15 protein-coding genes and 3 pseudogenes are annotated in these 24011 nt (G+C 61.8%); 7 read left to right on the top strand and 11 right to left on the bottom strand.

All coding sequences use genetic code 11. From position 1 onward, the window contains the following. The first annotated feature begins 2 nt into the window (after positions 1-2). Positions 3-1268: an ABC transporter substrate-binding protein gene (locus MF410_RS07980; RefSeq protein WP_097628887.1), complete on the top strand. Its 1266-nt coding sequence runs from the start codon at positions 3-5 to the stop codon at positions 1266-1268. Positions 1269-1333: 65 nt separating this feature from the next. Here the strand turns inward: MF410_RS07980 and MF410_RS07975 are convergent, their stop codons facing one another. Then, a complete protein-coding gene (locus tag MF410_RS07975) occupies positions 1334-2314 on the bottom strand; it encodes a substrate-binding domain-containing protein (protein ID WP_097628886.1) in 981 nt (326 codons plus the stop codon). 196 nt (positions 2315-2510) lie between these two features. Here MF410_RS07975 and MF410_RS07970 point away from each other — a divergent pair. Next, positions 2511-5355: pseudogene (locus tag MF410_RS07970) on the top strand (insulinase family protein). Positions 5356-5389: 34 nt separating this feature from the next. On the opposite strand, the gene MF410_RS07965 reads toward MF410_RS07970, so the two are convergent. From MF410_RS07965 to MF410_RS07955, 3 genes are all read right to left on the bottom strand, one after another. Then, entirely contained in the window at positions 5390-6070 is a 681-nt protein-coding gene (locus MF410_RS07965) for a GNAT family N-acetyltransferase (protein ID WP_097628884.1), read from the bottom strand. Next, positions 6067-6558, bottom strand: a complete 492-nt coding sequence (locus MF410_RS07960; protein WP_097628883.1) for a MarR family transcriptional regulator — start codon at positions 6556-6558, stop codon at positions 6067-6069. Before MF410_RS07960 ends, MF410_RS07965 begins: the two co-directional genes overlap by 4 nt. Positions 6559-6636: 78 nt before the next feature. Further along, entirely contained in the window at positions 6637-7806 is a 1170-nt protein-coding gene (locus MF410_RS07955) for an MFS transporter (protein ID WP_097628882.1), read from the bottom strand. 168 nt (positions 7807-7974) lie between these two features. Here MF410_RS07955 and MF410_RS07950 point away from each other — a divergent pair, with 168 nt between their 5' ends. Beyond that, positions 7975-8886 (top strand): agmatinase, encoded by a 912-nt coding sequence (locus MF410_RS07950; RefSeq protein ID WP_097628881.1) that lies wholly within the window; start codon positions 7975-7977, stop codon positions 8884-8886. Between the two features lie 47 nt (positions 8887-8933). Here MF410_RS07950 and plsY read toward each other — a convergent pair whose 3' ends face one another. Continuing rightward, positions 8934-9593: a glycerol-3-phosphate 1-O-acyltransferase PlsY gene (gene plsY, locus MF410_RS07945; protein WP_097628880.1), complete on the bottom strand. Its 660-nt coding sequence runs from the start codon at positions 9591-9593 to the stop codon at positions 8934-8936. 127 nt (positions 9594-9720) lie between these two features. Between plsY and MF410_RS07940 the strand changes: the two genes are divergently transcribed. Then, positions 9721-11229 (top strand): winged helix-turn-helix domain-containing protein, encoded by a 1509-nt coding sequence (locus MF410_RS07940; RefSeq protein ID WP_097628879.1) that lies wholly within the window; start codon positions 9721-9723, stop codon positions 11227-11229. Here the strand turns inward: MF410_RS07940 and MF410_RS07935 are convergent. Beyond that, positions 11202-11714, bottom strand: a pseudogene (locus tag MF410_RS07935) (MFS transporter); the annotation flags it as partial. The gene MF410_RS07940 and the pseudogene MF410_RS07935 sit on opposite strands and share 28 nt — an antisense overlap. A 110-nt stretch (positions 11715-11824) precedes the next feature. Here MF410_RS07935 and MF410_RS36580 point away from each other — a divergent pair. Then, a complete protein-coding gene (locus tag MF410_RS36580) occupies positions 11825-12124 on the top strand; it encodes a LysR substrate-binding domain-containing protein (protein WP_275593025.1) in 300 nt (99 codons plus the stop codon). Then, positions 12091-12366, top strand: a complete 276-nt coding sequence (locus tag MF410_RS36575; protein WP_275593024.1) for a LysR substrate-binding domain-containing protein — start codon at positions 12091-12093, stop codon at positions 12364-12366. Before MF410_RS36580 ends, MF410_RS36575 begins: the two co-directional genes overlap by 34 nt. Positions 12367-12397: 31 nt before the next feature. Here the strand turns inward: MF410_RS36575 and MF410_RS07925 are convergent, their stop codons facing one another. The 3 genes from MF410_RS07925 to MF410_RS07915 all read right to left on the bottom strand — a co-directional run bounded on the left by MF410_RS07925 (position 12398) and on the right by MF410_RS07915 (position 17516). After that, positions 12398-13078, bottom strand: coding sequence for a peroxiredoxin-like family protein (locus MF410_RS07925; protein WP_003586427.1), 681 nt, complete (start codon positions 13076-13078; stop codon positions 12398-12400). Between the two features lie 72 nt (positions 13079-13150). Next, positions 13151-16396, bottom strand: a complete 3246-nt coding sequence (locus tag MF410_RS07920) for an adenylate/guanylate cyclase domain-containing protein (RefSeq protein WP_097628878.1) — start codon at positions 16394-16396, stop codon at positions 13151-13153. Positions 16397-16505: 109 nt separating this feature from the next. Then, complete coding sequence (locus tag MF410_RS07915) at positions 16506-17516, bottom strand: putative sulfate exporter family transporter (RefSeq protein WP_097628877.1); 1011 nt, start codon at positions 17514-17516, stop codon at positions 16506-16508. Between the two features lie 102 nt (positions 17517-17618). On the opposite strand from MF410_RS07915, the gene MF410_RS07910 reads away from it, so the two are divergent. Next, positions 17619-18491 (top strand): LysR substrate-binding domain-containing protein, encoded by an 873-nt coding sequence (locus tag MF410_RS07910; RefSeq protein WP_097628876.1) that lies wholly within the window; start codon positions 17619-17621, stop codon positions 18489-18491. Between the two features lie 341 nt (positions 18492-18832). On the opposite strand, the pseudogene MF410_RS07905 reads toward MF410_RS07910, so the two are convergent. Both MF410_RS07905 and MF410_RS07900 read right to left on the bottom strand, forming a co-directional pair. Further along, positions 18833-21092 (bottom strand): annotated as a pseudogene (locus MF410_RS07905) (EAL domain-containing protein). A gap of 768 nt (positions 21093-21860) precedes the next feature. Further along, the gene (locus MF410_RS07900; RefSeq protein ID WP_097628873.1) at positions 21861-24011 is read right to left on the bottom strand and encodes a mechanosensitive ion channel family protein; all 2151 of its coding nucleotides are present in this window, start codon (positions 24009-24011) and stop codon (positions 21861-21863) included.

Here is a 24011-nt window from a genome sequence, read left to right as displayed (position 1 = left end):
CGATGAAACATATCACCCAGCTTCTCGCCGCAGCGGCCGTATCGATGGCAATCGCGCTTCCAGCGCATGCCGAGACGACGCTGACGGTTCACTACCCCATGCCGGGCTTCTTCAAGGACGTGATGGACACGATCTCGAAGAAGTTCATGGCGGAGAACCCCGATATCAAAATCCAGTTCGCCAGCCCGTCGGCGACCTATGAGGAAGGCATCCAGACGATCCTTCGCCAGGTCGGCACCAGCGAAATGCCCGATATCACCTTCATCGGCCTGAACCGCCTGCGCATGCTCGACGAACGCGATGTCGCCGTCGACCTCGGCCCGCTCGTCAAGAAAGAGGGCAACATGGCCGAGCAGGGCTTCTCCGACACGATCCTCAAACTCGCCCAGGTGAAGGGCAAGCAGGTGGGCCTGGCTTTTGCGACCTCCAACCCGATCATGTATTACAACGCCGATCTGGTGAAGGCGGCCGGCGGCAATCCCGACAATCCGCCGAAGACCTGGGACGAGGTCATCGCGCTCGGCGGCAAGATCAAGGCGCTCGGCAACGGCGTCGACGGCATCGATTTCCGCTGGCAGGGCGACGACTGGATGTTTTCGGCTCTGCTCTTCGGCGCCGGCGGCAGGATGCTGAGCGACGACGAAAGCAAGGTCGCCTTCAACGGTCCGGAAGGCGAGAAGGCCGTCGAGGTCCTGCATCGCCTGGTGACCGAGGGCGGCATGCCGGTCTTCACCAAGCCCACCGGCGAACAGGCTTTCGCAGCCGGCAAGGTCGGTTTCGAGTTCCAGACCACGGGCGCGCTGCGCAACACGATCAAGAATGTCGGTAACAAATTCGATCTGCGCACCGCCAAGATCCCGCTGATCGATCCGGTGAACGGCCGTCTTCCCACCGGCGGCAACGCCGTCGTCATCCTGACCCATGACGCCGCCAAGCAGGACGCCGCCTGGAAATTCGCCAAATTCGCCGCCGGCCCTTACGGCGCTTCCGTCGTCGTGCCCGGCACCGGTTACGTCCCGAACAACGAGCTTGCCGCCAAGTTGCCGGAATATCTCGGCGATTTCTACAAGCAGAACCCGCTGTTCCAGGCAGGCCTCAGCCAGATGCCCGTGATGATCCCCTGGTATGCCTTTCCCGGCTCCAACGGCGTCAAGGTTACCCAGACGATCGTCGACAACCTCTCGCGCATCGTCGACCAGTCGGCCGAACCCAAAGAAGCGCTCGACGACGCGGCCGCCGACGTCGAAGGCATGCTGCCGCGCAGCTGATCGCTTTCCGCGTCAGAAGAAGGGCCGTCACGCCGAGTGCGTGGCGGCCCTTTTGTTTCGAAGCTTCAGATGGCGCGCACCGTGCCGCCGCGGCGCAGCGTATAGGCGACATCGAGATGGCGGGCAGGGGCGGCATTCTCCGCCATGTCTAGGAGCAGCGAGGCGGCCGTCGCCCCCATGCTGGCATCCGGCATTTCGATTGTCGTCAGCGGCGGATCGATCAGCCGGCCGATGGCGATGCCGTCGAAGCCGGCGACCGATACATCCCCGGGCACCGACAGCTCCTCGCGCTTCAGCGCGCCGATGACGCCGAGCGCCAGAAGGTCATTGGAGGCGATGATCGCCGTCGGCGCAAGCGAGGTCATCACCGTGCCGAGGTCGATCTGGTCGTAGCCGCCGAGGAAGGGGATTTGCACGGCGTCGAGCGGTGGCAGCTCGTTCTCGGCCATGGCGTCGAGATAACCCCGGTAGCGCAGGCGGGCGCGGTCGGAAGCGGCAAAATTGCCGGAAAGGAAGAGAATGCGGCGATGGCCCATGCCGATCAGGAAGGTGGCGATCTCGCGGCCCGCGCCGCGATTGTCGGCGGTGACGGCCGCCGGAAACTGCGCGGTCGGGAGGTTGTTGAGCAGCACGGTCGGCGGCAGTCTGGCCAGCAGCGCCTCGCTGGTCGACGGATCGCAGACGGTGAGGATCAGCCCGGTCGGCTGGTCGTTGAGCAGGGCGGCGACGGCGTCAGCCTCGCGCGCCGGATCGTAATTCGACTGGGCGATCAACACGCCGTGGCCGGCGACCAGCATGCGGTTCTGGATGCTCGACAGCGACGACGCAAAGACCGGATTGGTGATGCTCGGAATCAGCACGCCGACCACCGGCCGGCGCCCGATCCGCCCGGCGGAATGGCCGGCCGGGCGATAGCCGAGTTCTGCGGCGGCGCGGCGCACCTTGCGCACCATCAGGTCGCTCGCCGGTCCGTCACGGCTGAGAACCCGGCTTGCGGTTGCCAGCGAACATCCGGCCCGGAAAGCGACCTGCTGCAATGTCGCCATCGAAAACGCCTCCTGGTGACAGATAAGGCGCAATCCCTTAGGAGGTTTCGATGACATTGGTCTGACATCGGCGGAAGCAGCTGGCCGGAGTTTTGCCGTCTCGTCCACTGGCACACATAGAAGTTGAAGAGAAATGCAACCTGTGGAATAGTCAGATCAACACGATCCATCTCTTTACGCTCATCCCTGGACAAGAATGTCTTATAAAATGGAATGCTCCGCCGCCTGGCGGTTTCTCGCGACGGTTGCTCTGGTCGCAAGCTTGGCGTCGCCGGCCTATGCGGACACCTCGTCCACATCCTGGCCACAAACACAAAGCGACCTACAAGCCGACACCGACGTCCATTTCGGCACGCTCGCCAACGGAATGCGGTTTGCGATCATGCGCAATGCCACGCCACCCGGGCAGGCGGCGATCCGCTTTCGCATCGGCTCCGGCTCGCTCGAGGAAAACGACAACCAGCAGGGCTTGGCGCATTTTCTGGAGCATATGGCCTTCAAGGGTTCGACGCATGTCGCCGAAGGGGAGATAATCCGTATCCTGCAGCGCAAGGGCCTGGCCTTTGGGCCTGATACCAACGCCCACACCTCTTATGACGAGACTGTCTATGCACTCGATCTTCCCGAGGTCGATGCTGACACGGTTTCGACGGGCCTGATGCTGATGCGGGAGACGGCGAGCGAACTGACCCTCGATGCCGGCGCCTTCGATCGCGAACGCGGCGTCATCCTGTCGGAGGAGCGGCTGCGCGACACGCCGCAATATCGCGCAGGGCTCGGAATCATGAATTCCTTGCTCGCCGGCCGCCGCGCGACCATCCGCGTGCCGATCGGCAAAACCGACATCATCAGCAATGCGCCTGTAGACCTCGTCCGTGATTATTACCGGGCCAATTATCGGCCCGAGCGGGCAACGCTGATGGTGGTGGGCGATATCGACCCGGCTGCCATGGAAACCCAAATCCGGCAGCACTTCGGCGACTGGAAGGCCGTGGGGCGGGCACCAACAAAACCGGATCTGGGCACACTGGAGACGAAAGGCGAAAGCGCCGACGTCCTCGCTGTTCCCGGCGGCATGACCAGCATCCAGATAGCCTGGACGCGTCCCAATGACGCCGCGGCTGACACATTTGCCAAGCGCCGCACGCAGCTTATCGAAGATCTCGGCCTGTTGGTGCTCAAACGTCGGGTGAGCACTATTGCCAGCAAGGCGGATGCCCCTTTCATCAGTGCGGTCGCCGGCTCCCAGGATCTTCTTGATTCCGCGCATATCGTCCTGATCGTGGCGAATTCCGAGCCGGATAAATGGCAGGCGGCGCTCGCGACCATCGACCAGGAACAGCGGCGTATCGAGGAGTTCGGCGTTGCGCAGGCTGAACTCGATCGTGAAATCCTCGAATATCGCTCGTTCCTCCAGGCTGCCGCGGCCGGAGCCGCGACGCGCACGACCACCGACATCGCTTCCATGCTGGCCAGCAGCGTCGATGACAATCAGGTCTTTACGTCGCCCGCCGAAGACCTTTCGCTGTTCGAGACGATCACGAAGGACGTCACGGCAGCCGAGGTCAATCAGGCGCTGCGGCATGCCTTCTCCGGCAACGGTCCGCAGGTCGTGCTGCAGACGGCCCAATCACCGCAGGGCGGAGCCGACGCGGTTCGGCAGGCCTATGATGCTTCAAAGGCTACTGCCGTCTCGGCATCATCCGGTGCAGCCGACGTCGCCTGGCCCTACACCCATTTCGGCGAGCCGGGCGCCGTGGTCGAACGCCGCGCCGTCGACGATCTCGGCGTGACCATGGTGCGCTTTTCCAATGGCGTCCGGCTTACGGTCAAGCCGACCAAGCTGCGCGCCAATGAAGTGCTGGTGCGCGAAGATATCGGCCGCGGCCGGCTGGACCTGCCGCAGGACCGTCCCGCCCCGATCTGGGCGTCTCCGGCCGTCGCGCTGTCCGGCGTCAAGGCCATGGACTACCAGGATATCCAGAAAGCGCTGACGGCCAACATCGTCGGCATCGACTTCTCCGTCGGCGACAGTTCCTTCAGCTTCGACGGCCGCACGCGAACTGAAGATCTTGCGAGCGCGATTGCAGCTGATGACGGCATACACCGCCGATCCCGCCTACCGCCCGGAGGCTTTCAAGCGGGTGCAGCAGGCCTATTTGAGCGGCCTCGATCAGTATCAGGCGACCCCCGGCGGCGTTGTCAGTCGCGATTTCGGAGGTCTCGTGCATTCCGGCGATCCGCGCTGGACCTTCCCCGATCGCGCTGCCTTGTCCGCCGCCAAGCCGGACGATTTCGAGGCGCAGTTCCGGCCCATGGTTTCCACCGGCCCGATCGATATCACCATCGTCGGCGACGTCACGGTGGATGACGCAATCCGGATGACAGCCGAAACCTTTGGCGCTTTGCCGCCGCGGCCGGAGGCGGTGCTGAGCAAGGAGTGGGGTGACGTGCGTTTCCCGGCGGCGAACAAGACGCCCATTTTGCTGACCCATAGCGGCAGGGCGGATAACGCGGCCGCCGCCTTCGGGGCACCGATCGGCGATTTGCTCTCCGATCTGCCGCGGTCCTTCACCGCCAATATCGCCACCCAGATTTTTCAGAACAGGCTGATCGACCAGTTTCGTATTGCGGAAGGCGCAAGTTATGTCCTGGAGGGTGACGCGAACCTGTCACGCGAAATCCCCGGCTATGGCTACGCATTTTTCTACGTCGAGACGGAACCGGCAAAGATCGGGCGCTTCTATGCACTTGCCGACGACATCGCCAATGACCTGCGATCGCATGATGTCTCCCCGGACGAGTTCGCGCGCGCCCGGGAACCGATCATCGAGACACTGAAGCATCAGCGGCAGAGCAACGAATATTGGATCGAATCTCTGCGGGGCGCTCAGATGGATCCGCGTCGTTTAGACCGGATACGCGACAGTCTCAGCGGCTACGACAAGGTCACCGTCGAGGATATTCGCGCATTTGCCGGGACCTATTTCAGCCCGGAAAACTTCTGGAAATTCGAAGTACTGCCGGCGGCGGTAAGATAGGCGCTCCGGGGCTCCTGCATCGTCGTGCGATCGCTCAGCCGCGGCGTTTGACCACGCGCATGTTCATCTCTGAGCGAAGCGTGAAGCCGAGCGCGAGGTAGAGGGCGATGGCGGACGTATTTGCCGCATAGGCATGCAGATAGGCGGTATCGCCGCCGGATGCGATTTCGCCGGCAACGAAGCGGAAGAGCAGGGTGCCGAGGCCGCGCCCCTGGAAATCGGGATGGGTGCAAAGCCCGCTGAGTTCGATGAAACCGGTCTGCCGCATCCGCTGCCCGGCCATTGCCATTAGCCGGCCCTCGCTTCTGATCCCCCAGAAGCTGCCGAGGCTCTGGGCTCTGAGCGTGAATGGGCCGGGTTTGGTCAGCGTCGCCAGAGCCAGCATGTCGGCGGCATCGGCCTCCGTCAGCCTCTCGATGCGGGAATCCGAAATCCGCTTATGCGGCCGCTCGGCAATCATCTGGACCGCCGATGCTTCCGTGGCAACGGCAAGGCCTGTTGGGATGGCGATCGGCCCGGCTTCCAAGAGGATCATGCTCTCCTCCGACGCCGGCAGCATCTCCAGGGCGTCGAGGCTTTCAGGCCTATCGTCGGCGGACGCCGCGAAGGGGACGATCGATGGTGGGTATCGCCGCGCGTTTTCGTTCCCCTCTGCAAGGCCGGCATGCGCTGTCTCCAACGCGGTCCAGATCGGCCGGTCGAGGATATGGGTCATGCTTCTTCCTCCTTGGCGGCGTGGCGGCGCGCAAGCGGCACCGCCGCAAGCCCGTCCTCGATGGCTGCGAGCTGCTCCAGAATCGGCCCGTCGAGATCGCCGCAGAGATCCGCAACGGCCGCCGCGATGCGCGGCCAGATGACCATCTTCGAATGATCGACAAGATCCTGTCCCTTGCCGGTCAGCGAGACCAGTCTGCGTCGCTGATCGTCCGGGGCCGGCTGCATATCGACGAAGCCGAGTTCGAGAAGCTGGCCGATGGTGCGGGTTGCGCCGGGCTGGGTGATCCCGACCGCCTGCGCAAGCTCACCGATCGTCAGCGGGCCGGATCGGTCGATCGCGGCCAAAAAGGGATATTTGCCCGCCTGAATGCTGAGACCGGCTTCGTCGATGACCTGCTGCGTATCGGCCTGCAGCCTCTCTCCGATCCGCCGCAGCCGGCTGCCCAAGCACAGAAAACCGAGGGTTCGAACCACATCTTCGACCATGCCTGTTCTCCGTTGCATTGAATGTTATATAACGCGTTATATACTCGCGGTTCAATGCCTGAAAGTCGAGGGCAGGGTTCACCCGCCCCGCCGTCTCGCCGCCAACAGAAACCCCGCCAGGACACAGCTGAGTAGGCCAAGCGACATCGGCAGCCCTTGGTGTCCAATCAATTGCATCGCCAATCCCGCAGCGGGCGAGCCCACCATACCGCCGATGCCCCATGTAAAAGCGAAGGCCGCGTTGCCGGCGATCAGGGCCTGGCCGGTGAAACGTTCGCCGAGCTGGATCAGCGACATGGTGTAAATCCCGAACGAGACCCCGCCCCAAACGAAAACCAGCGGCCAGATCAGCCATGCGTTGAAGACCAGCGGCAGCAGCAGGCAACCGGCAAGGCAAGCCAGGACGCAGAATGACATGGTCCTTGTCGAGCCAAGCCGTTCGGCGACGCGGCCGAGCAGGATCTGCATCACCGCGTTGCCAGCAATGAAACAGGTGATGAGCGCAGCGATCCGTCCCATGGCGCTGCCGAGGGCCGCGCCATAGACCGCGAATAGGGAAAGCAGGATCTGCTCGAAGGCGGCAGCTGTGAAAACAGCAAACATCAGCAGCGGCGCCAGTACGAGGAAGCCGCCGAGCGATGTTGCCTCGCCTTCGCGAGGCATCTTTGGCACGCGTGGTGCGACGGCAACCACGATGAAGCCACAGGCGAGGAAGGCCGCGATACCGATCATGAAGGGTGGCCAGCCCTCCGTGCCGGTGAAGCCGAGCGACAGCGGGCCGATGGCGAAGCCAGCCGAAACAATCGACGAATAAAGGCCCATGATCCGGCCGCGCCGCGGCGCCGGCGTGATCGTGATCAGCCAGGTCTCGCTGATCACATAGAGCGGATTGGCAAAGACGCCGAGCAGGAAGCGCAGCGGCATCCAGACCCAAACATTCTGCATCAAGCCAATCGCAATCAGGGTGAGGGCGGCCAGGATCGAACACAGGATGGCCAGCCGCGCCCCGCCGAGGCGCCGTGAGAGCGCCGGAATGAAGGGCGCCGATGCAATGAAACCCAGCGGCGTCATCGCCGCCGACAGGCCGATCAGGCCGGATGTCGTTTCCTGCCGCTCCAGGATGAAGCTCAGCAGCGGATAGGTCAGCCCCTGCGCCACGGCGAATACCGTAACGGTCGCGATGACCCCTGCCATCGCCACCCATGGGATACGGGCCTCCCTTAGTGATAGGGTGTTTTCGGCACTCATGCAGATATCCTCGTCAGACCCTATGTTCTCAGAACCCTGGAGCCCGTCGGCTTAGGAGGATGAATTCTGCGGGATATGGCGAACGCCGTAATTAAGCTCTCCCAAAAAGTTCTCAAAAATTTCCAAAGGCGCTAAACAGGTCAGGATCGAACGCAGGACCATCAGGAAATGACCGCCTCGCCCTCCTTTCTCGGCCTTCCCAATCGCCTCGCTGATGACTGCTTGCCCCGGGCGGTGATTTTCGCGGCCGCCCACGGCACGACCTATCCCGGCAAGGACAGCGGCGGCTATGCCTTGGCGGCCGGCGCCATCCGTGCTGCAAGCCAGGACGATGCCGGGCTCATCGAGCACTGGGATTTCGATCTCGGCGGTCCGCTGTTCGATGGCAAGCCGATCGCATGCACCGACGCCGGCGATGTCGAGACAACCATGCACGACAATATCGGCAACCGGGCGCGGATCGAGGCGAAGACGCGAAAGGTATTGGCATTGCCGGCCATACCGATCTTGCTCGGCGGTGACTGTTCCGTGACCATTCCTTTCCTTGCCGGTTTTGCGGCGCAAGGGCCGGTCTGGGTCCTGCAGATCGACGCCCATATCGATTGGCGCGACGAGGTGCATGGCGAACATCACGGCTATTCAAGTCCGATGCGCCGGGCGAGCGAGATGCCGCATGTCGCCGGCATGGTGCAAGTCGGCTTGCGCAGTGTCGGCAGCGCGCGCACCGCCGACATCGAAGCGGCGCAACGCTATGGCAGCTGTTTTGTGACCGCTCGCGAGGTTCATAGCCAGGGCGTCGGCGCCGCTCTCCAGCATATCCCGGAAGGAGCGCAGGTCGTCGTCACACTTGATTGCGACAGCATCGATCCCGGCATCATGCCTGGTGTGGCGGCGCGTACCCCTGGTGGCCTCACTTACTCTGAGGTGGTCGACCTGATCGCCGGCCTCGGCAGGCGGGCGAGGATCGCGGGATTCGACCTTGTCGAGTTCTATCCTCCCGCCGACATTGACGGTCTGTCGGCGCTCACCGCCTCGCGGCTTCTTGTCAATGCGATCGGCGCCATCGTCCGGCAGGCTTGATCCTGCTTCTCGCAGCAAGCCGTCGATGGGGTCATTGCTCTTTTCTCTTAGGCAACTTTGCCCAGACGTGGCTCCGTCCCAGCCAGAAGCCGCCGAAAGTTGGCGCGATGGCGCACAATCACGTAAACGCCGCCGGCGATCACCAGCAGCCGATGGGGCAGCGGTTGCTCCAGGCCGCAGACCAGGGCCATGGCCGTCAACGCCGCCAGCATCGAACTGAGGGAAACAATCCTGGAGATAGCCAGCGCGGCGCCGAAAACCACCGCGGCCCATAAACCCACGGGCCATGACATCGCCAGCAGCACGCCGAGCCCCGTCGCAACCGACTTGCCTCCGGCAAAATTGAGCCAGACCGACCGGCTGTGCCCTAGCAACACAGCAAACCCCGCCAGGCAGACAGCCCAAGGCTCCGAGCTCTGCAGATCGAAGGCTGCCGGTGGAGTGGATGATGGGACTGTCGAGAGCCAGAGGCAGAACCCGCGCGCAAAGGCGATTGCGCCCACACCTTTCAGTACATCGACCAGAAGCACCATCGACGCCGGCCATTTGCCGAGCGTTCGCAATACATTCGTTGCTCCGGTGGATTTGGAGCCATGTTCCCGGATATCGATGCCTTTCAGCAGTTTGCCTGCCAGATAGCCCGTGGGTATCGAACCGAGGAGATAGGCGATCGCCAACCCGACCGCAGCCGCTATCCAGAAAACCATGCGTGTCACCTCGACGGTCTATGTTCAGGCCGCGTGGTCGCCGCCATTACTGCTCGCATCCTCGATACCACGCGGACTAAGCGGACGAACAGTTTCATCCAAGCTTTAAAGACTCTAGGATGCGGCTATGCAGGGATCGCGTTTTGCATTTGGTCCGTTCGTGCTTGATCCGGCGGCGGGAACGCTCCTTCGGAATGACGATCCCGTGGCCGTCGGCCACCGCGGGCTGAAGCTGCTTGCGGCGCTCGTCGGGCGGCCGGGCGAAATCCTCGGCAAAGCCGAGTTGATGGATGCGGCGTGGCCGGGCAGGGCGGTGGAGGAGGGCAACCTCACCGTCCAGATCGCGCAGCTGCGAAAGCTGCTTGGCCCTGCTGCAGACGGCGGCGAGTGGATTGCCACGGTTCCGCGCGTCGGCTACCGCTTCACCGGGGCCACAGATCAGCCCGGTGGCGTCAAGCGAAAGGCTTTGCCGCTGCCTGACAGGCCATCCATTGCTGTGCTGCCCTTCGTCAATATCAGCGATGACCCCGAGCAGGAATTCTTCTCCGATGGGCTGACCGAAGACCTGATTACCGACCTTTCCAGGATGCCGGGTCTGTTCGTCATCGCCCGCAACTCGGCGTTTTCCTACAAGGGAAAGGCGGTTGACATGCGAGAGATCGCTGGGGAACTAGGCGTGCGCTACCTGCTCGAAGGCAGTGCCCGACGCGCCGCAGGACGGGTCCGCATCAATGCCAAGCTGATCGACGCCGCGAGCGGCGATCACCTGTGGGCCGAACGCTTCGATCGCAGCCTCGACGATATCTTTGCCGTTCAGGACGAGGTGGCGGAAAAGATCGTCGAGGCGCTGCTCGGGCGGCTGCGCGCACCACCGCCGCGCAACCGGCCAATCAGCCTTGAGGCTTACGACCTTTGTGTGCGGGCGCGCAGGCTGATGGATGATTCCCCGCAGGCGGCTGAGGAAGCGCATCTGATGCTGACGCGCGCCGTCTCCCTCGACCCTGATTATGCCGAGGCCTATCGCTGGCTCGCCATGAACCACTGGATGGGACGGATCCATAGCGGCGGGCCGACGGAATTCGACCGCAGCCTCGCTTTAGAACTGGCACGCAGGGCCGTCACGCTCGATCCCAACGATGCCGGCTGCCGTTGGGTCCTGGCTTACCTGCTTGCCTATGAGCGCGACTTCGCCGAAGCGGATGCGGAATTCGCCAAGGCGATCGAGCTCGACCCGAATGAGGCCGATACTTTTGCCGCGCTATCCGACATCACCGTCCTTGCCGGCCGGGTCGGCGAGGGGCTCGAGCATATTCGCAAAGCGTTCCGGCTGAACCCGTTTCCGGCAAGCTGGTACTATCTGACGCTCGGCCAGGCGCAATATGCGGCCGGCCAATATGCGGCCGCCGTCGAGACGCTGCGCCGCGACGAGACCTATCGCTCAAGCTCACGCCGTTTCCTGGCGGCAAGCCTTGCCAAGCTCGGCCGGCCCGACGAGGCACGCGCCGAGACCGATCTCTTCCTCGTCGCCAACCCGCATTTTTCCATTCGCCACTGGGCGGCGACCGAGCCCTTCCGCGACGCTCGGACGCTTGCGCATTTTGTCGATGGCTACCGCAAGGCCGGTCTTCCCGAGTGATCGCCGGGCCGCGCCGCCCGCCAGACCAACGGAAACAGCACCAGGGCGACCGCCGGAAGCACGATCAAGTTGATCGTTTCCCAGCCGGAGCTGTGGAGAAGCGACCCGGCCGAGAAGGACGCGCAGGCGACCGTACCGAAGACCACGAAGTCGTTTGCCCCCTGCACCTTGCTGCGTTCGGCCGGCGTATGGCAGTCGGCGACCATCGCGGTTGCTCCGATGAAGCCGAAGTTCCAACCGATCCCGAGCAGAACCAGCGAGAGCCAGAAGTGGGAGATGTCGAAGCCGGAGAGCGCGACCGCCGCCGAGCTGCCGATGAGGAGGAGACCGACGGCCGCGACCCGTTCCTTGCCGAAGCGCACCATCAGGCGGCCGGTGACGAAGCTCGGGGCATACATGGCGAGGATATGCCATTGGATTCCCAATGCCGCCTGGTCGATCGAGTGACCATGCCCGACGCTCTATGATATCGCGGAAGGGCTCGATCGTCTCGAAACCGGGCTGCGGAAGCTTCGCGGCAGGAAAGCCCGGTCGGTCGTGGTGGTCACCGCGTCCCGTTGCCAACTGGCTGCTGGCAAGATTGGACGACTTCTCGATGAACTTTCCGACGATCGATGTCCGGCTTGATGTCTCCGACAGAGTCATCGATCTGGCCCAGGGCGAGGCTGATATCGGCATACGCTGCGGTCTTGGTGCCTGGAAGGGTGTGAAGTCGACATTCCTCATGAGTGAGGAGATTATCGCGGTATGCCACAATCGGCTGCTCGAGGTGGATCGGGAGGTGACCGCCGGCTGGATCGTCGAACAGACGCTGACGGCACGCCGCATCCGGGCGGCGACTTTCCGACATGGGCGGAATGGTTGGCGAGATCCGGCGCAAACCGGCTTCCGATAGAACGCGGGCTGAAGATCAATTCCACGGCGGCAGTCATTCAGGCTGCCGTCGCGGCAAGGGGCGTCGCCCTCGTGCGCAAGGCGCTCGTGGCGCAGGAACTCGACAGCGGCAGGCTGGTCCATCTGTTGCCAGACGTCCGCTGGCCTGTGAAGTGGGCGTATTACATCGTCGCAGCGCCGAAGGCGTTGAGTCGATACGAGGTTGCAGCGTTTCACGTCTGGCTGGCCTCGCGCCCGAGATAGACGGCGATCCCCGGAGGAAAGATTACTCGCTTCAAACAGCCATATTCGAGGCTGCCGACATCACTTCCCGAGGGGCGGGACCACCGAACATATGACGGCCACCGTCTTCGACTTCAGTGAAACACCAGCGCACGACGCCATCTCGGTCGAGCAGGAATTCGCCGACAAGCTGGCCATGGCCGGTCGCAATCATCTGCGTGTCGTCCTCAGTGAATTCGTAGCCATCCGCCTTGTCGAGATAGTCCACCGCCGCCATCACATCCATCGGCTCCGGGAGCTCACCCGGCATGTCGATACGCATCGAGGTCACCGTGCTCATGCTGAGCTTGTGCGGCCAGTCATTCTCGTCTTCGGTGAACTGGACATTCGGCAGGCCGAAGGCCCTGTGTGACATCCGTTCCGGGTCGGAAGCAGCCAGCAGGTTGGGAAGCGGGTGGTAGCGGAAATAGAGGCGGGCACGCTCGATCGGGGTATTCACGACAGTCAGGCTGTCGATGCCCTTTTCCTGCAATGCACCGGTGAGTTCGGCCATGGCGGCGATCTGCCGGCGGCAGAAGGGGCAATGCAGTCCGCGAAACAGCCCGACAAGCACCGGTTTCTGGCCACGAAAATCATCGATGGCGATCTTACCCTGGCGAGTAATCGCATCCAGCACCACGTTTGGCGCGCGATCTCCGGGCTGTAATGGTCTTTCCGAGTGGTTCTCCTGCATGATTAATTCCTCCCTTTATCTATTTGACTTGATTGGACTAACCGCTCTCCAGAAGTTACACCGGGAGGAAGGTCAGTCGAGAAACGGCAAAACGACGAGTGTGCCTGGATCGAGGTTGTGGCGGATGCACACATCCTGCGCCAGCGTGAAATACCGTTCCGCCTCGTCCATATCGTCGTGTTCGAGGCTCAGTGTCGCCAAGCCATCATAGCACGGAAAGAGCAGTTGCGGCTCGTCAATTTCCTTTGCAACCTCAAGGGCTTCCTCGTAATACTTACGAGCTAGCTTCGGCTGCCCGTGGCATTGATGAATCTGCCCGAGGACAATCAGTGGCACGGAGAGATGGTCGCGCTGATCGAGCGCCCGGTCGATTTCGACGGCCTTCTCCGCTGCCGGCACACCCTCGGCCGCGCAGCGATCGGTAAAGGTGCAGCAGGAAACCGCGAGGTTGGCGAGTAGCCGCGCCTGGAAGCCAAGATCGCCGATGCGGGTGGCGACCTCCAGGCCGCGCCGGCAGATCCTGATGGCGTTGGCCGGGTCGACGATGGTGTAGAGAACGCCGAGATTGGAATAGGCGCGGCACGCTGCACTTTGCAGATCGGCCTTTTCAGCGACCGAAAGGCTGCGCTCGACTTCCTGCACCGCATCGCGGCGGCGCCCGAGCCGCGCCAGCGCCGCACCCTTGGTGTTCAACGCCTCCGCCATCGCCCGTGCCGCCTCCCGTCCGGCCTCGGTCGTTCCGTCGACGGGCAGCGTTTGCAGGCGTTGCAGCGCCTGCGTCGCCCATTCGGCGGCAGCTGCCTGATCGCCCATGCGAAAGGCCAGATGGCCGCGCTCCTGCAGCAAGTGCGCATGTTCGATCGGCGCATCGATCGTCGCGATCAACGCTTCGGCCGCAGCGCAATGGGTTTCCGCCTGGTCGCGGCGCCCCGCGTCGAGATGCAGACGGCCGGTCTTTCGCAGGATCCGTGCTGCGGCGATCCGATCGTCCTTGGTGCGGTGGATCGCAAGCGCCCGCTGATAATGGGTCAAGGCAGCATCGCGCCGGCCGGCAGGGCCGCAGAGATCACCAAGACGCTCCATGAGCGCCAATTGCTCCGGCGACACCTCCGGCTCGTTGGCGAAGGCGGCAAGGGCCTGATGGTAGAGTCGCATGGCATCGTCATTGGCGTAGGTCTTGCGCGCCAGATCGCCCGCCGCCATCAGATAGCCGGCGCCCTTGGCTTTCTCGGTGGTCAGACTGAAGTGATGGCCGAGCTGCGTCAGGTGCTCGGCCCGGTCGGGCGCTTCGCCATATTGGCGTTCCAGAATGCGGCCGATCCTGCCATGCAGCTCCATGCGCCGCTGCAGCAGCAGATTGTGGTAGATGACGTCATGCATCAGCGTCTGGCTGAAGCGATAGCCCGGCGATCCGCCGGCATCCGGGCCGCGCAATTCCTCGATGATATTGGCATCGCAGAGATAATCCAGCGCCGCGTCGACGCCGGCCGGGTCGGAGGTGACGGTGCGGAGCAGGGCGGTATCGAACTTTGGGCCGACAACCGCAGCCTCCTGCGCCAACCGTCTCATCTCTTGCGGCAGCCGATCGACGCGGGCGAGCAACAGCGCCTGGAGATTGACCGGGATATCGACATCCGTGTCGTCGGCTGCGACATGCCAGCGATGACCGTCATGGTGCAGCGTGCCCATGTCGATCAGTCCGCGCAGGATTTCTTCGATGAAAAGCGGATTGCCGCCGGCCCGATCCAGGATGCGCTTGCGCATGGCCACCGGCAGCTTACTATGGCTCTCGCCAAAAAAGGCAGCAAGCAACTTCTGCCCATCGGCTGCAAAGAGCGGGTCGAGACGTTGCACGGTCACGTTGACGCGATCGGAGTTCAGCGGGTCGGTCTGCGATGTCGGCCGGTAGATCGCCAGCAGCATCAGCCGGCTGCGCTCCAGCCGATCCATCATGAAGCGGAGCACTTCCAGCGAGGCAACGTCCGCCCAGTGCAGATCCTCGATAACGAGCAGCAGAGGGCCTTGCGCCAACCGCCGCTCGAAGACGGTGCGTACCGCATAGAAGATCTGTCGCCGCAACTGTTCCGGCTCGATGTGCCGTAATGCCCCATCGGCGTCGCCGAGACCGAGGACATGCAGAAAGAGCGGCAAAAGCCCCTCGACATCCTCTTGGGTGAGATCGAGCGCGCGGAATCCGGTTGTCAGCAGCTGCCGTGTTCTGGCGAGATCATCCCGCTCGCCGATACCGTAAGCGCTGCGCACGACCGCGGCGAGCGTGCCATAGGATCGTTCGCCGAGGGGAGAGCAGGTGGCGTTGCGGATGGCAAGGCCGGGGAAACGGGCCGCATCGCCGGCGGTTCCAACGAATTCGTTGACCAGCCGCGATTTGCCGATACCGGCTTCGCCGATCAGGCGGACGAGTTGCGCCGCACCGCCGCAGGCGAGATCGAGGCAGGTCAGCAGCCGCGACAACTCGCCATCGCGTCCGATCATCGGCGCCTGAAGGCCGAAACTTTCGAGCCCGCGCGCCGTATGCGGCGCTTCCAGCAGCCCAGCCAGCCGATGGACGAGGACGTTTCCGCTTTTGCCACGGAGCGTCTGCGCGCCAAGACTGTCGAAGGCAAAGGCATGGCGGGTGAGGCGATAGGTCAGCGGTCCGACGAGGATATCGTTTTCGCCGGCCATCGATTGCAGCCGCTGGGCGGTGTTCACCGTGTCGCCGGTCACCGAATAGGATTTTGTGCTGACCGCACCGAAGCCGCCGGTGACGACAGGCCCGCTATTGATGCCGATATGCAGACGCAGCGGCACACCGGCGCGTGAGCGCCAGCGGTCGCCGACGTCAGTCGCCCGCCGAATCATATCGAGTGCGGCACCGAGCGCCCGGACCGGATCATCTTCATGGGCAACCGGGGCGCCGAACAGCGCCAGCAGCGCATCGCCGACGAACTTGTCGACGAATCCGCCATAAGCCTCGACCGCCTGCGTCATCTCTTCGAATAGTTCGTTCTGCAGCACCCGCATGATTTCTGGGTCGATCTGCTCGCTCAGCGTCGTGAAGCCGCAGAGATCGGCAAAGAGCACCGTGACCGGCCGCCGGTCGGCATCGCTGTCTGATTTATGCGGCACCACCTCGATGCTTGGCTTCGGCGCAGGCGGGACTCGGCCTGAGATGGCCGCGCCGCATCTCGGGCAGAAGGCAAAATCCGGCTGACAGGCACAGCCGCAGGCAGCACAGGAGAGGGGCTGCCTGGCGCCGCATCGCGTGCAGAAGGCAAAACCACTTTGAATATCGAAACCGCAGCCGGCGCACTCCATCGCACCCGTCCCACGAAAGGCCAGATATGCGACGGGTATCCCGGTCGCAACCGACGGGCCTTAACAGAAACAAGCATGAACCTGCTACGTGAGGCCCGCAAGCAGGATTTCAGTTGGGGTGAAGGATCATCAGTCCGATAGCGCTCATAAACGCCAGCGCGAGCATCGACAGCACCCCGGCCAGCAGCACGCGCCCGCCGGAGGCAAGTACCGTCCGCATGTTCACCGACAGGCCAAGGGCAGCCATCGAGACGAGGGTGAGCACGGACGAGGATTCCCTCGCCACCGTTGCGGCTTGCGGCGGGATGAGATCGAAGCTCCGCAAGCCCATCATCGCCAAGAAACCGACAATGAACCACGGCAGAAGATGTGCAAGCGAGATTTGGGTGGGATGCTCCGCATCCCTCTTGAGTTGCAGCAGCAGCACGACCGGACCAAGCATCAGGACCCGCATGAGCTTCACGATGGTGCCGACCTGTACGCTGACGGCGCCGACAGGCGTGGTCGCTGCAAGCACCTGCGGAACCGCGTAGACGGTCATGCCGGCAAGAACGCCATATTGCCATTCCGTGAGATGTGTTACCGCAAAAAGCGGCGGCAGCACCAGGACGACGACTATTCCGAGCGCCGCCGTGAAGGCGATCGACGATGCAACGTCGTTCGCGCGGGCGCCGATTACTGGTGCTGCGGCAACGATCGCAGAATTCCCGCAAATGGAATTGCCGCAGGCGACAAGAGTTGCCAGCTGGTCGTGAAGGCCAAGCATCCTGCAGATCCCATAACTTGTCACCAGCGAGAGAAGCACTGTTCCCATGACGATCACGATCATGGTGGTGCCGGCCGCGGCGACGGTCGCTATGCTGACGGATGCGCCGAGTAGCAGGATGGCAAATTCCAGAAGGACCTTGCTCGAAAAGGCGATCCCTGCATGAAAACGGGCCGGCAGGCCCACGAAGGTCTGCAGCATCGTGCCCAGGAGGATGGCGAAGACCAGCCCATCGATGATTTCGAAGCCGATGACGGCTTTCTCCATAGAAACCATGCCCCACGCCAAGATGGTTATCGCGACGGAGGCGGCGATGCCGGGAAGGATTTCCAACAATCTCGAGGAAGGCGACATGAAATATCCAAAAGAAATTCTATTTGTAGGATAGTCCTCCGTTTTGTGCTCATCCATCGAATAATTATTGACATTTCATTCGGTGTAAGAGAACGATTTTCGATGACGTTCGAGCAGCTTTCGATCTTTGTGGCAGTGGCCGAGCGGCAGCATCTCACGCAGGCGGCTTCCGCTCTTCGACTGACACCCTCCGCAGTCAGCGCGTCCGTCAAGGCGCTGGAGACGTTCTATTGCGTGAAGCTCTTCGACCGGGTTGGCCGCGGCATTCAATTGACCAGGGAAGGGGCCGTCCTTTTGCGCGAGGCCAAGGAGACGCTGGCAAGAGTCAAAGCAACCGAGGCGGTTCTCGCCGAGCTTGGCAGGCTGAAGACCGGTACGCTCGACATCCATGCCAGTCAGACCATCGCCAACTATTGGCTGCCCTCGCGGCTCCTCGGCTTCTCCCACGCTTATCCGGGCATCGATATCGATCTGACGATCGGCAACACGATGACCGTGGCTGCGGCGGTCAAACAGGGCGACGCGGAACTGGGATTCATCGAAGGCATGGTCGACGAACCCACGCTTTCGAACTCCATGATCGCCAGCGACAGGCTGGTTCTTGTCGTCGGATCCGAAAACCGCGACGATATTGAAGCAGGGGACCTCGGCCGCCTCAAATGGATCATGCGGGAAGCGGGTTCCGGAACACGTTCGGTGCTCGAACAGTCGCTGCGCGAGCTTCACATCGATCCTTCCAAGCTCGACGTCTCGCTGGTGCTTCCCTCGAACGAAGCGGTATTGTCGGCCGTGAGAAGCTGCGGCTGTGTCACGGCGCTCTCCGAGGTGATCGTCATGCCCTTCGTCGAGAATGGCCAGTTGCGAATGCTCGAGGTCGAGCTTCCGCCGCGACGGTTCACCTTGCTCAGACATAAGGAGCGCCATCGAACTGCGCCCGCACGAGAATTCGAGGCATTCTGCCGTGCCCACGCCTGATATGCCGGATTCCGTGGACAGCAGCCGTTAGAGCGATAACTTCGAGAGCTCTAAACTCGAGAGCGATGTGGCGGTCGTTGGATCGCCTCCCGCTGTGATGGCGATCGTCGAGGCAGGGGACTGCCCTGAACCCACGGCATTGCCATTCGGATTGACGATCGCTCCGCTGGGCCATCAGCAGATCGATCGACTGACGAAACTGCGGCCCGGTGCCTACCATGGAGGCTTCAGGAGCTTGTCCGCCGCCCTTGAGCGGGCTCTCGCGGCTGCGTCTGAACCGGATGATTTTAATCCGATCCGGCCTCAAATCATCCGATTCTAGGCTGGTGTGATTTCGCGCATCAGCCTGCTTTCGTCAGTCCCTTGTGCTTCACGCGGCAAAATTCGATCAGCTGCTCCGACGTCATTGGCCGCGCCAGAGCATAGCCTTGCAGCAAATGGCAACCGAGATCTTTTAAGATCTTCGCGTGCTCCATTGTCTCGACGCCCTCGGCAACGATGTCGATGTTCTGTGACCGGCCGATTTCGATAATGGAGGAAACCAGGCGGCGTTGAGACGGAGAGGCTATGATCGGCTTGATAATTTCGCGGTCGATCTTAAGTCGTCGCGGCTCAAACCGAAGCAGACTGATGATGCTGGCATGTTCCGTGCCGAAATCGTCGATCTCGATTTCAATGCCGAGCGCTTTGATTGCCGGAATGACCTCGTTGAGGGCAGGCTGAAGCTCGTCGAAGGAAATTGTCTCGAGCAGCTCGAAACAGAGGCGACCCCTCGCTGCGGGAAGCCCGGACAGTTCGGCGAGCAAATTTGCCTGCGCCAGTCGGCGCGCCGATATATTGACGGAGACACGCGGGATCTGCATTCCCAGGCTGTCCCATCTCGTCAGCTCGAACAGGGCCTTGTGCAGGATCAGCCTATCCATATCGCCGCTACGCCCCAGCCTTTCCGCGGCGCCGAGAAAATTGTTCGGGCCGAGCAGACCTTTTCGCGGGTGATCCCAGCGGGCGAGGGCCTCGACGCCTGATATAGCCAGCGTATCCGCATGGAATTGCGGCTGGAAGAATGCAACGAGCTCATCGCGGTCGAGCGCCAGATTGAACTCATCCGCCAATTCTTTTGAATGGATTGCGGCGCTGCGAAGCTCTTCGGTGAAAATGGCCGCGCGGCCGCGCCCTGCCTTCTTCGCTTCGTAGAGGGCCAAATCGGCATTGAGAAGCAACTGGCCGAGATCCCGCCCGGAGGCATGTTCAGTCTCCCAGGCGACACCGACGCTTGCTCCGACCACATACTCCGCCCCATCGATGAGGAGGGGCTGCTGGAGCGTGGCGACGATCTGCTTGGCCAATTCGGCTGCCTCAGGCTCGGGGTTGGCGCTCCACCTGGCGAAAATGAACTCGTCCCCACCGATCCGAGCCGCGACGTCGGTTGGGCCGGTCAAATCGGCGAGGCGCGAAGCGGTTGTTTGAAGGACCATGTCACCGCCGGCATGCCCTTTCGTATCGTTGATCTCTTTAAATCGGTCGAGGTCGATATGAATGAGGATCAGACAGTCTTCGCCATCGGGTCTCTGTGGTTGCGAGATCATCTGGTCGACGAACCGTCGGTTAGCCAGCCCCGTCAGGGCGTCGCGCAACGACAGATATTCCAGACGTTGCCGCGCTCGAACGAGCTTCTTCTTGTGAAGGCGAAGCTTCTCGATCGTTCGTTGGCGTGATTTGGTCAGGAAGCCGATCCAAATGATCGGCGCAACGACACAGAGGCCCAACAAGCTCGCATAAAACTCAAAAACGCCGATTCCGTTATTTTGGCCCCATCCGTGCTTGGGCACGGCGCCGAAAGTCCACCGGCCATAAGCCATGTCAACGGATGTCGCGACCGGCTGCTTCGAAAAGGTTTCCAGACTTCCGAGGAAAACCTGTTTCGGCGAATTTGGCTCCGGCACGGTACTGATGGCAATCTCAAGCTCGGTCGATCCAAGGCCGCTATCACTATAGAGCCTTGGGATATCAATAATTCCGGAGAGCAGCCCCCAAAAGATCTGGCTGTTTCCGTCATCGATATAGATCGGACATCTGACGACGAAAGCGGTTCCGCCTTGGACGAGTTCCACTGGCCCTGTCAGAACGATATTGTGGGTGTTGCGCGCCAGCATCGCGGCAGCCCGTTGCTTGTCATTCTTTCGGTAATCGAGCCCGATGGCCTTTTCGTTTCCTTTCTCAGGATAAACCCATTTGACCACCATGTCGGGCGCCGCAGCGAAACTGCGCAATTGTGAAATCGGGCTGCAGGATCTGCGCGGCGAGTTTGGAAAATCCGTTCTGGCCCATTGCCGGGTCGACTGCGATGCCAGCCGCCAGACCTTGCAGCAGCTTCACATTGCTATTGAGGTTCGTCTGAAGCCGAGATGATATTGTGGCAAGCTCGCCCGCAACAATCGAGCGCTCCTCTGCCAGCGATCGCTCCAGCCGCCAGTTCGTTGCGACCCAGACGACAATAACTGCAATAACCGCCGCAAATAGTGCCGGAGCAAATGCGGTTGCATGGCTGGCTGCGGAGGCAGCAAGGCCACGGAGTATCTTTGGATTTCTTCGAAACTTCATTAGTTTGCCGGCGCGGATGGACACAGATGCATCCTCGCACAGTTTCTTTAAGGCAACGCTAAACCGGCTAGCCTGCGAGAAAAGCCGATCCGGTAGCGCGTCAAGACATCGTTTTGGTTGGAACGTTGGTCTGCCACGGCACGATGGCCTGGCACAATCTGACTGGCTGCTCCTGGTTGCTGGGCAGATCGGGCAGGTGAGGGTGCACACATCGGCTTCAGCTTCCTAAGTTTCTATTCTCATGATCCTGGTGGATGGATATCCGCTTTATGCTCCAGCGTTTGAACGGGACCTCAGCGTGCTTCCAAAAATCGAATTGCTTGCCGACATTGACGTCGCTGGTCGCTGAACGACCTAGTGAACGAGTGATACCCGGCTGAGCACGCAGAAATGACTGCGGAACCTTGGACGATGCAGCGAGAGCTTCGCGAAGAAATTCGCCGTCCCGTGTGCTAGCTCGGATCGCTGCGCGACCATCGCGACGGGCTCGACATTCTACAGGACGAAACCTCCTGTAAGACGCCGCTATGGGAGGCTTGCCTCCAGCTTTGTTCTCAGGGATTGCCAGACAGCTGGCTTGTCATCTCGTCTCCCACGTAATCGAAAACGCGGGGAGTGTGCCATTCAAACTTTACAGAAACAGGACACTTCAACTTTGCGGCCACACAAAAATCGCATAAGACAGATTATGGAACAACAGAATGCCTTTTTATTACAATGGCATATAGCGTCGCCACTCTCGCCGAGCTTGTCTTGTGCTCTGCGCAGTTACTCCTGAAGTGTTGGGATCACTTTTGCCGGTCTTTGTAGCTCCGTAGCGGCGGCGGAAGCTGCTGCATCGGCCGTCCCGCTGGAAACATGAACCGTCGGAGTTGCAAACTGGATCCCTTTTTCCGCGAATGTCTTCTTGAGCATGGCCAGTGCCTTTCGGCGAACGCCGAATTGCTCGCCGGGTTTGGCCATGAACTTCAGGCGGATCTGCACACCGTAATCGGCCATCTGCTCGATCCCTTGCATTTTCAAGGGCTCGATGATGTTGGGCCCGAGTTCGGGATCGTCCAGCAGCTCGACGCCAATGCGCTTGATGGTCTTGCGGACCTCCTCAAGGTCGCTGTCATAGTTCAGGGTCAGCGTAATGATATCGATCACCCAGTCGCGGCTCAGGTTCTGCACCGCGCCGAGTTCGCCGAAAGGAACGATGGTGACCGGACCGCGGTGGTGCCGAAGGCGGATCGATCGCAGCGAGAAACCTTCGACTGTCCCTTTATATTTTGCCGCCTGAATATACTCACCGATGCGAAAGGCATCGTCGAACAGATAGAAGACGCCTGAGATGATATCCTTGACGAGCGTTTGCGCGCCGAAGCCGACGGCGATGCCGACGACACCGGCGCCGGCCAGCAACGGTCCGATCTGAATGCCGACGGCATCCAGGATCATCAGGAAGCCGACAGCGCCGATCGCCAGAAACAGCACGTTGCGAAGGATCGGAAGCAGGGTATTTAACCGCTGGCGCCGGCGCGCTTCGGGTCCGTCCAGATGCCCCGCCTCCGCACTTCGCGACGCCACCGCCATCTGACTGTCGATCAGCGTGCTTGCGAGCTTCCAGATGACGTCGGTCACCAGCAGCACGATAACGATGCGGATGCCTGCACGGATCAAACGGGTGGTCACCGTTTCGGCAGCGGCAAGGTCACTGAGATTGACATTCCAAGCGCGGGCAATCAGCAGCGCGGCGACCACGATCAGGCCGTTCCGGAGCGTTTGCATGATGACGACGGACCATCCGACGATAGCCGGATCTTCGACGGCGTGTTCGCCGCCGGATCGTACGATGCGACCGATGACATCACGCGCCACGGAAACGGTAAGCGGCAGAAGCGTCAGGACGATCAACGTCCAGAATACTCCGCGCAGCCCGGACACCCATAACAGCCACGATAATACGATGCTCGCGCTGAAGCCGACGCAGACTAACCGGTTCACCGGCGGCCCGTCGGAACGGAAATGCCGCAGCCAAATCATCGTAATCAGCGTGATCGAAACGACACCGAGCCACGCGGCGGTAAAGAGATCGACCAGGATGGGCGAAGCCCCGATGGTCTGGAACACTTCGATGATCGCCCAGCCGGCCGCCAGCACGGCGACGATTGCGAGAAGCCAGTAATACCAGAACCAGGCAAGCGAGGTGACAAGCGTCAGAAGCCGCATATGCGGCAGCCGGGCGCCGGGCGCAATCACGATGCGGCCGACAAGCACGCCAAGGCGCACCATCAGCGCCGCTGATAGCAGAATGAGCGCGATATCGCGAAACACGGCAGGCCAGGGAAAGAGGATAAAGGCGCCGAGGCTGCCGATGAGATAACCGACCAACGCGAGAAGGCCCATTGAAAGCCGGGCCGCATGGAGCTTGATCCGCTGCCGGACGGTGTCGGCAGGCGCGGTCAACACAAAATGAAGCAGCCCTCGCCCGGACCACCAGGCAAGGCGCTGCGCAGCGAATCCGCCTGCAATGAAGAGTGTCACCGCCAGGATCAGTCCGACAGCATCGATGCGATCATCCGTTTGGAAGACCCGGATCGCCGTTTGAACCTGTCCCGGAAGCGTTGGGACTGCATCGACGAGCGTGAGCAACCTTTGGCGTAGATCCTGCAATGCGGTGGCAATCGACGGCGGTGCCACCTCTTGCGGGGCCGCTGCCGGCTGCGCCGGTTCCTGAGTGCCGGGAACGATCCGGTTGACCAGCGCGCGTCCGGCATCATCGTTGGGCAATTCGATGATAACCCGGATCGGTGCCGAGGAATTGGTCGGTTCGGCCGCTGGGGCGACGGTTACGCTCGCGAACACAAGCGTCGAAAATACCACCGTCAAGAATATCGACACTCTACCAAAAAAATGACGGTCGTCATTGATGCGCAT

This window comes from Rhizobium sp. C104 (assembly GCF_022354505.1).
Taxonomy (GTDB): Bacteria; Pseudomonadota; Alphaproteobacteria; order Rhizobiales; family Rhizobiaceae; genus Rhizobium; species Rhizobium redzepovicii.
This window is presented reverse-complemented; position numbering and strand designations above follow the sequence as displayed.

Bases quoted from the DNA above. Each gene is read 5' to 3' on its own strand.
- plsY (WP_097628880.1), bottom strand. From the start codon at position 9,593: ATGGTTTTCTGGATAGCGGCTGCGGTCGGGTTGGCGATCGCCTATCTC.
- MF410_RS07950 (WP_097628881.1), top strand. From the start codon at position 7,975: ATGACCGCCTCGCCCTCCTTTCTCGGCCTTCCCAATCGCCTCGCTGAT.
- MF410_RS07910 (WP_097628876.1), top strand. From the start codon at position 17,619: ATGACGTTCGAGCAGCTTTCGATCTTTGTGGCAGTGGCCGAGCGGCAG.
- MF410_RS07975 (WP_097628886.1), bottom strand. From the start codon at position 2,314: ATGGCGACATTGCAGCAGGTCGCTTTCCGGGCCGGATGTTCGCTGGCA.
- MF410_RS07955 (WP_097628882.1), bottom strand. From the start codon at position 7,806: ATGAGTGCCGAAAACACCCTATCACTAAGGGAGGCCCGTATCCCATGG.
- MF410_RS07920 (WP_097628878.1), bottom strand. From the start codon at position 16,396: ATGGAGTGCGCCGGCTGCGGTTTCGATATTCAAAGTGGTTTTGCCTTC.
- MF410_RS07965 (WP_097628884.1), bottom strand. From the start codon at position 6,070: ATGACCCATATCCTCGACCGGCCGATCTGGACCGCGTTGGAGACAGCG.
- MF410_RS07900 (WP_097628873.1), bottom strand. From the start codon at position 24,011: ATGCGCATCAATGACGACCGTCATTTTTTTGGTAGAGTGTCGATATTC.
- MF410_RS07925 (WP_003586427.1), bottom strand. From the start codon at position 13,078: ATGCAGGAGAACCACTCGGAAAGACCATTACAGCCCGGAGATCGCGCG.
- MF410_RS07940 (WP_097628879.1), top strand. From the start codon at position 9,721: ATGCAGGGATCGCGTTTTGCATTTGGTCCGTTCGTGCTTGATCCGGCG.
- MF410_RS07915 (WP_097628877.1), bottom strand. From the start codon at position 17,516: ATGTCGCCTTCCTCGAGATTGTTGGAAATCCTTCCCGGCATCGCCGCC.
- MF410_RS07960 (WP_097628883.1), bottom strand. From the start codon at position 6,558: ATGGTCGAAGATGTGGTTCGAACCCTCGGTTTTCTGTGCTTGGGCAGC.
- MF410_RS36580 (WP_275593025.1), top strand. From the start codon at position 11,825: ATGAACTTTCCGACGATCGATGTCCGGCTTGATGTCTCCGACAGAGTC.
- MF410_RS07980 (WP_097628887.1), top strand. From the start codon at position 3: ATGAAACATATCACCCAGCTTCTCGCCGCAGCGGCCGTATCGATGGCA.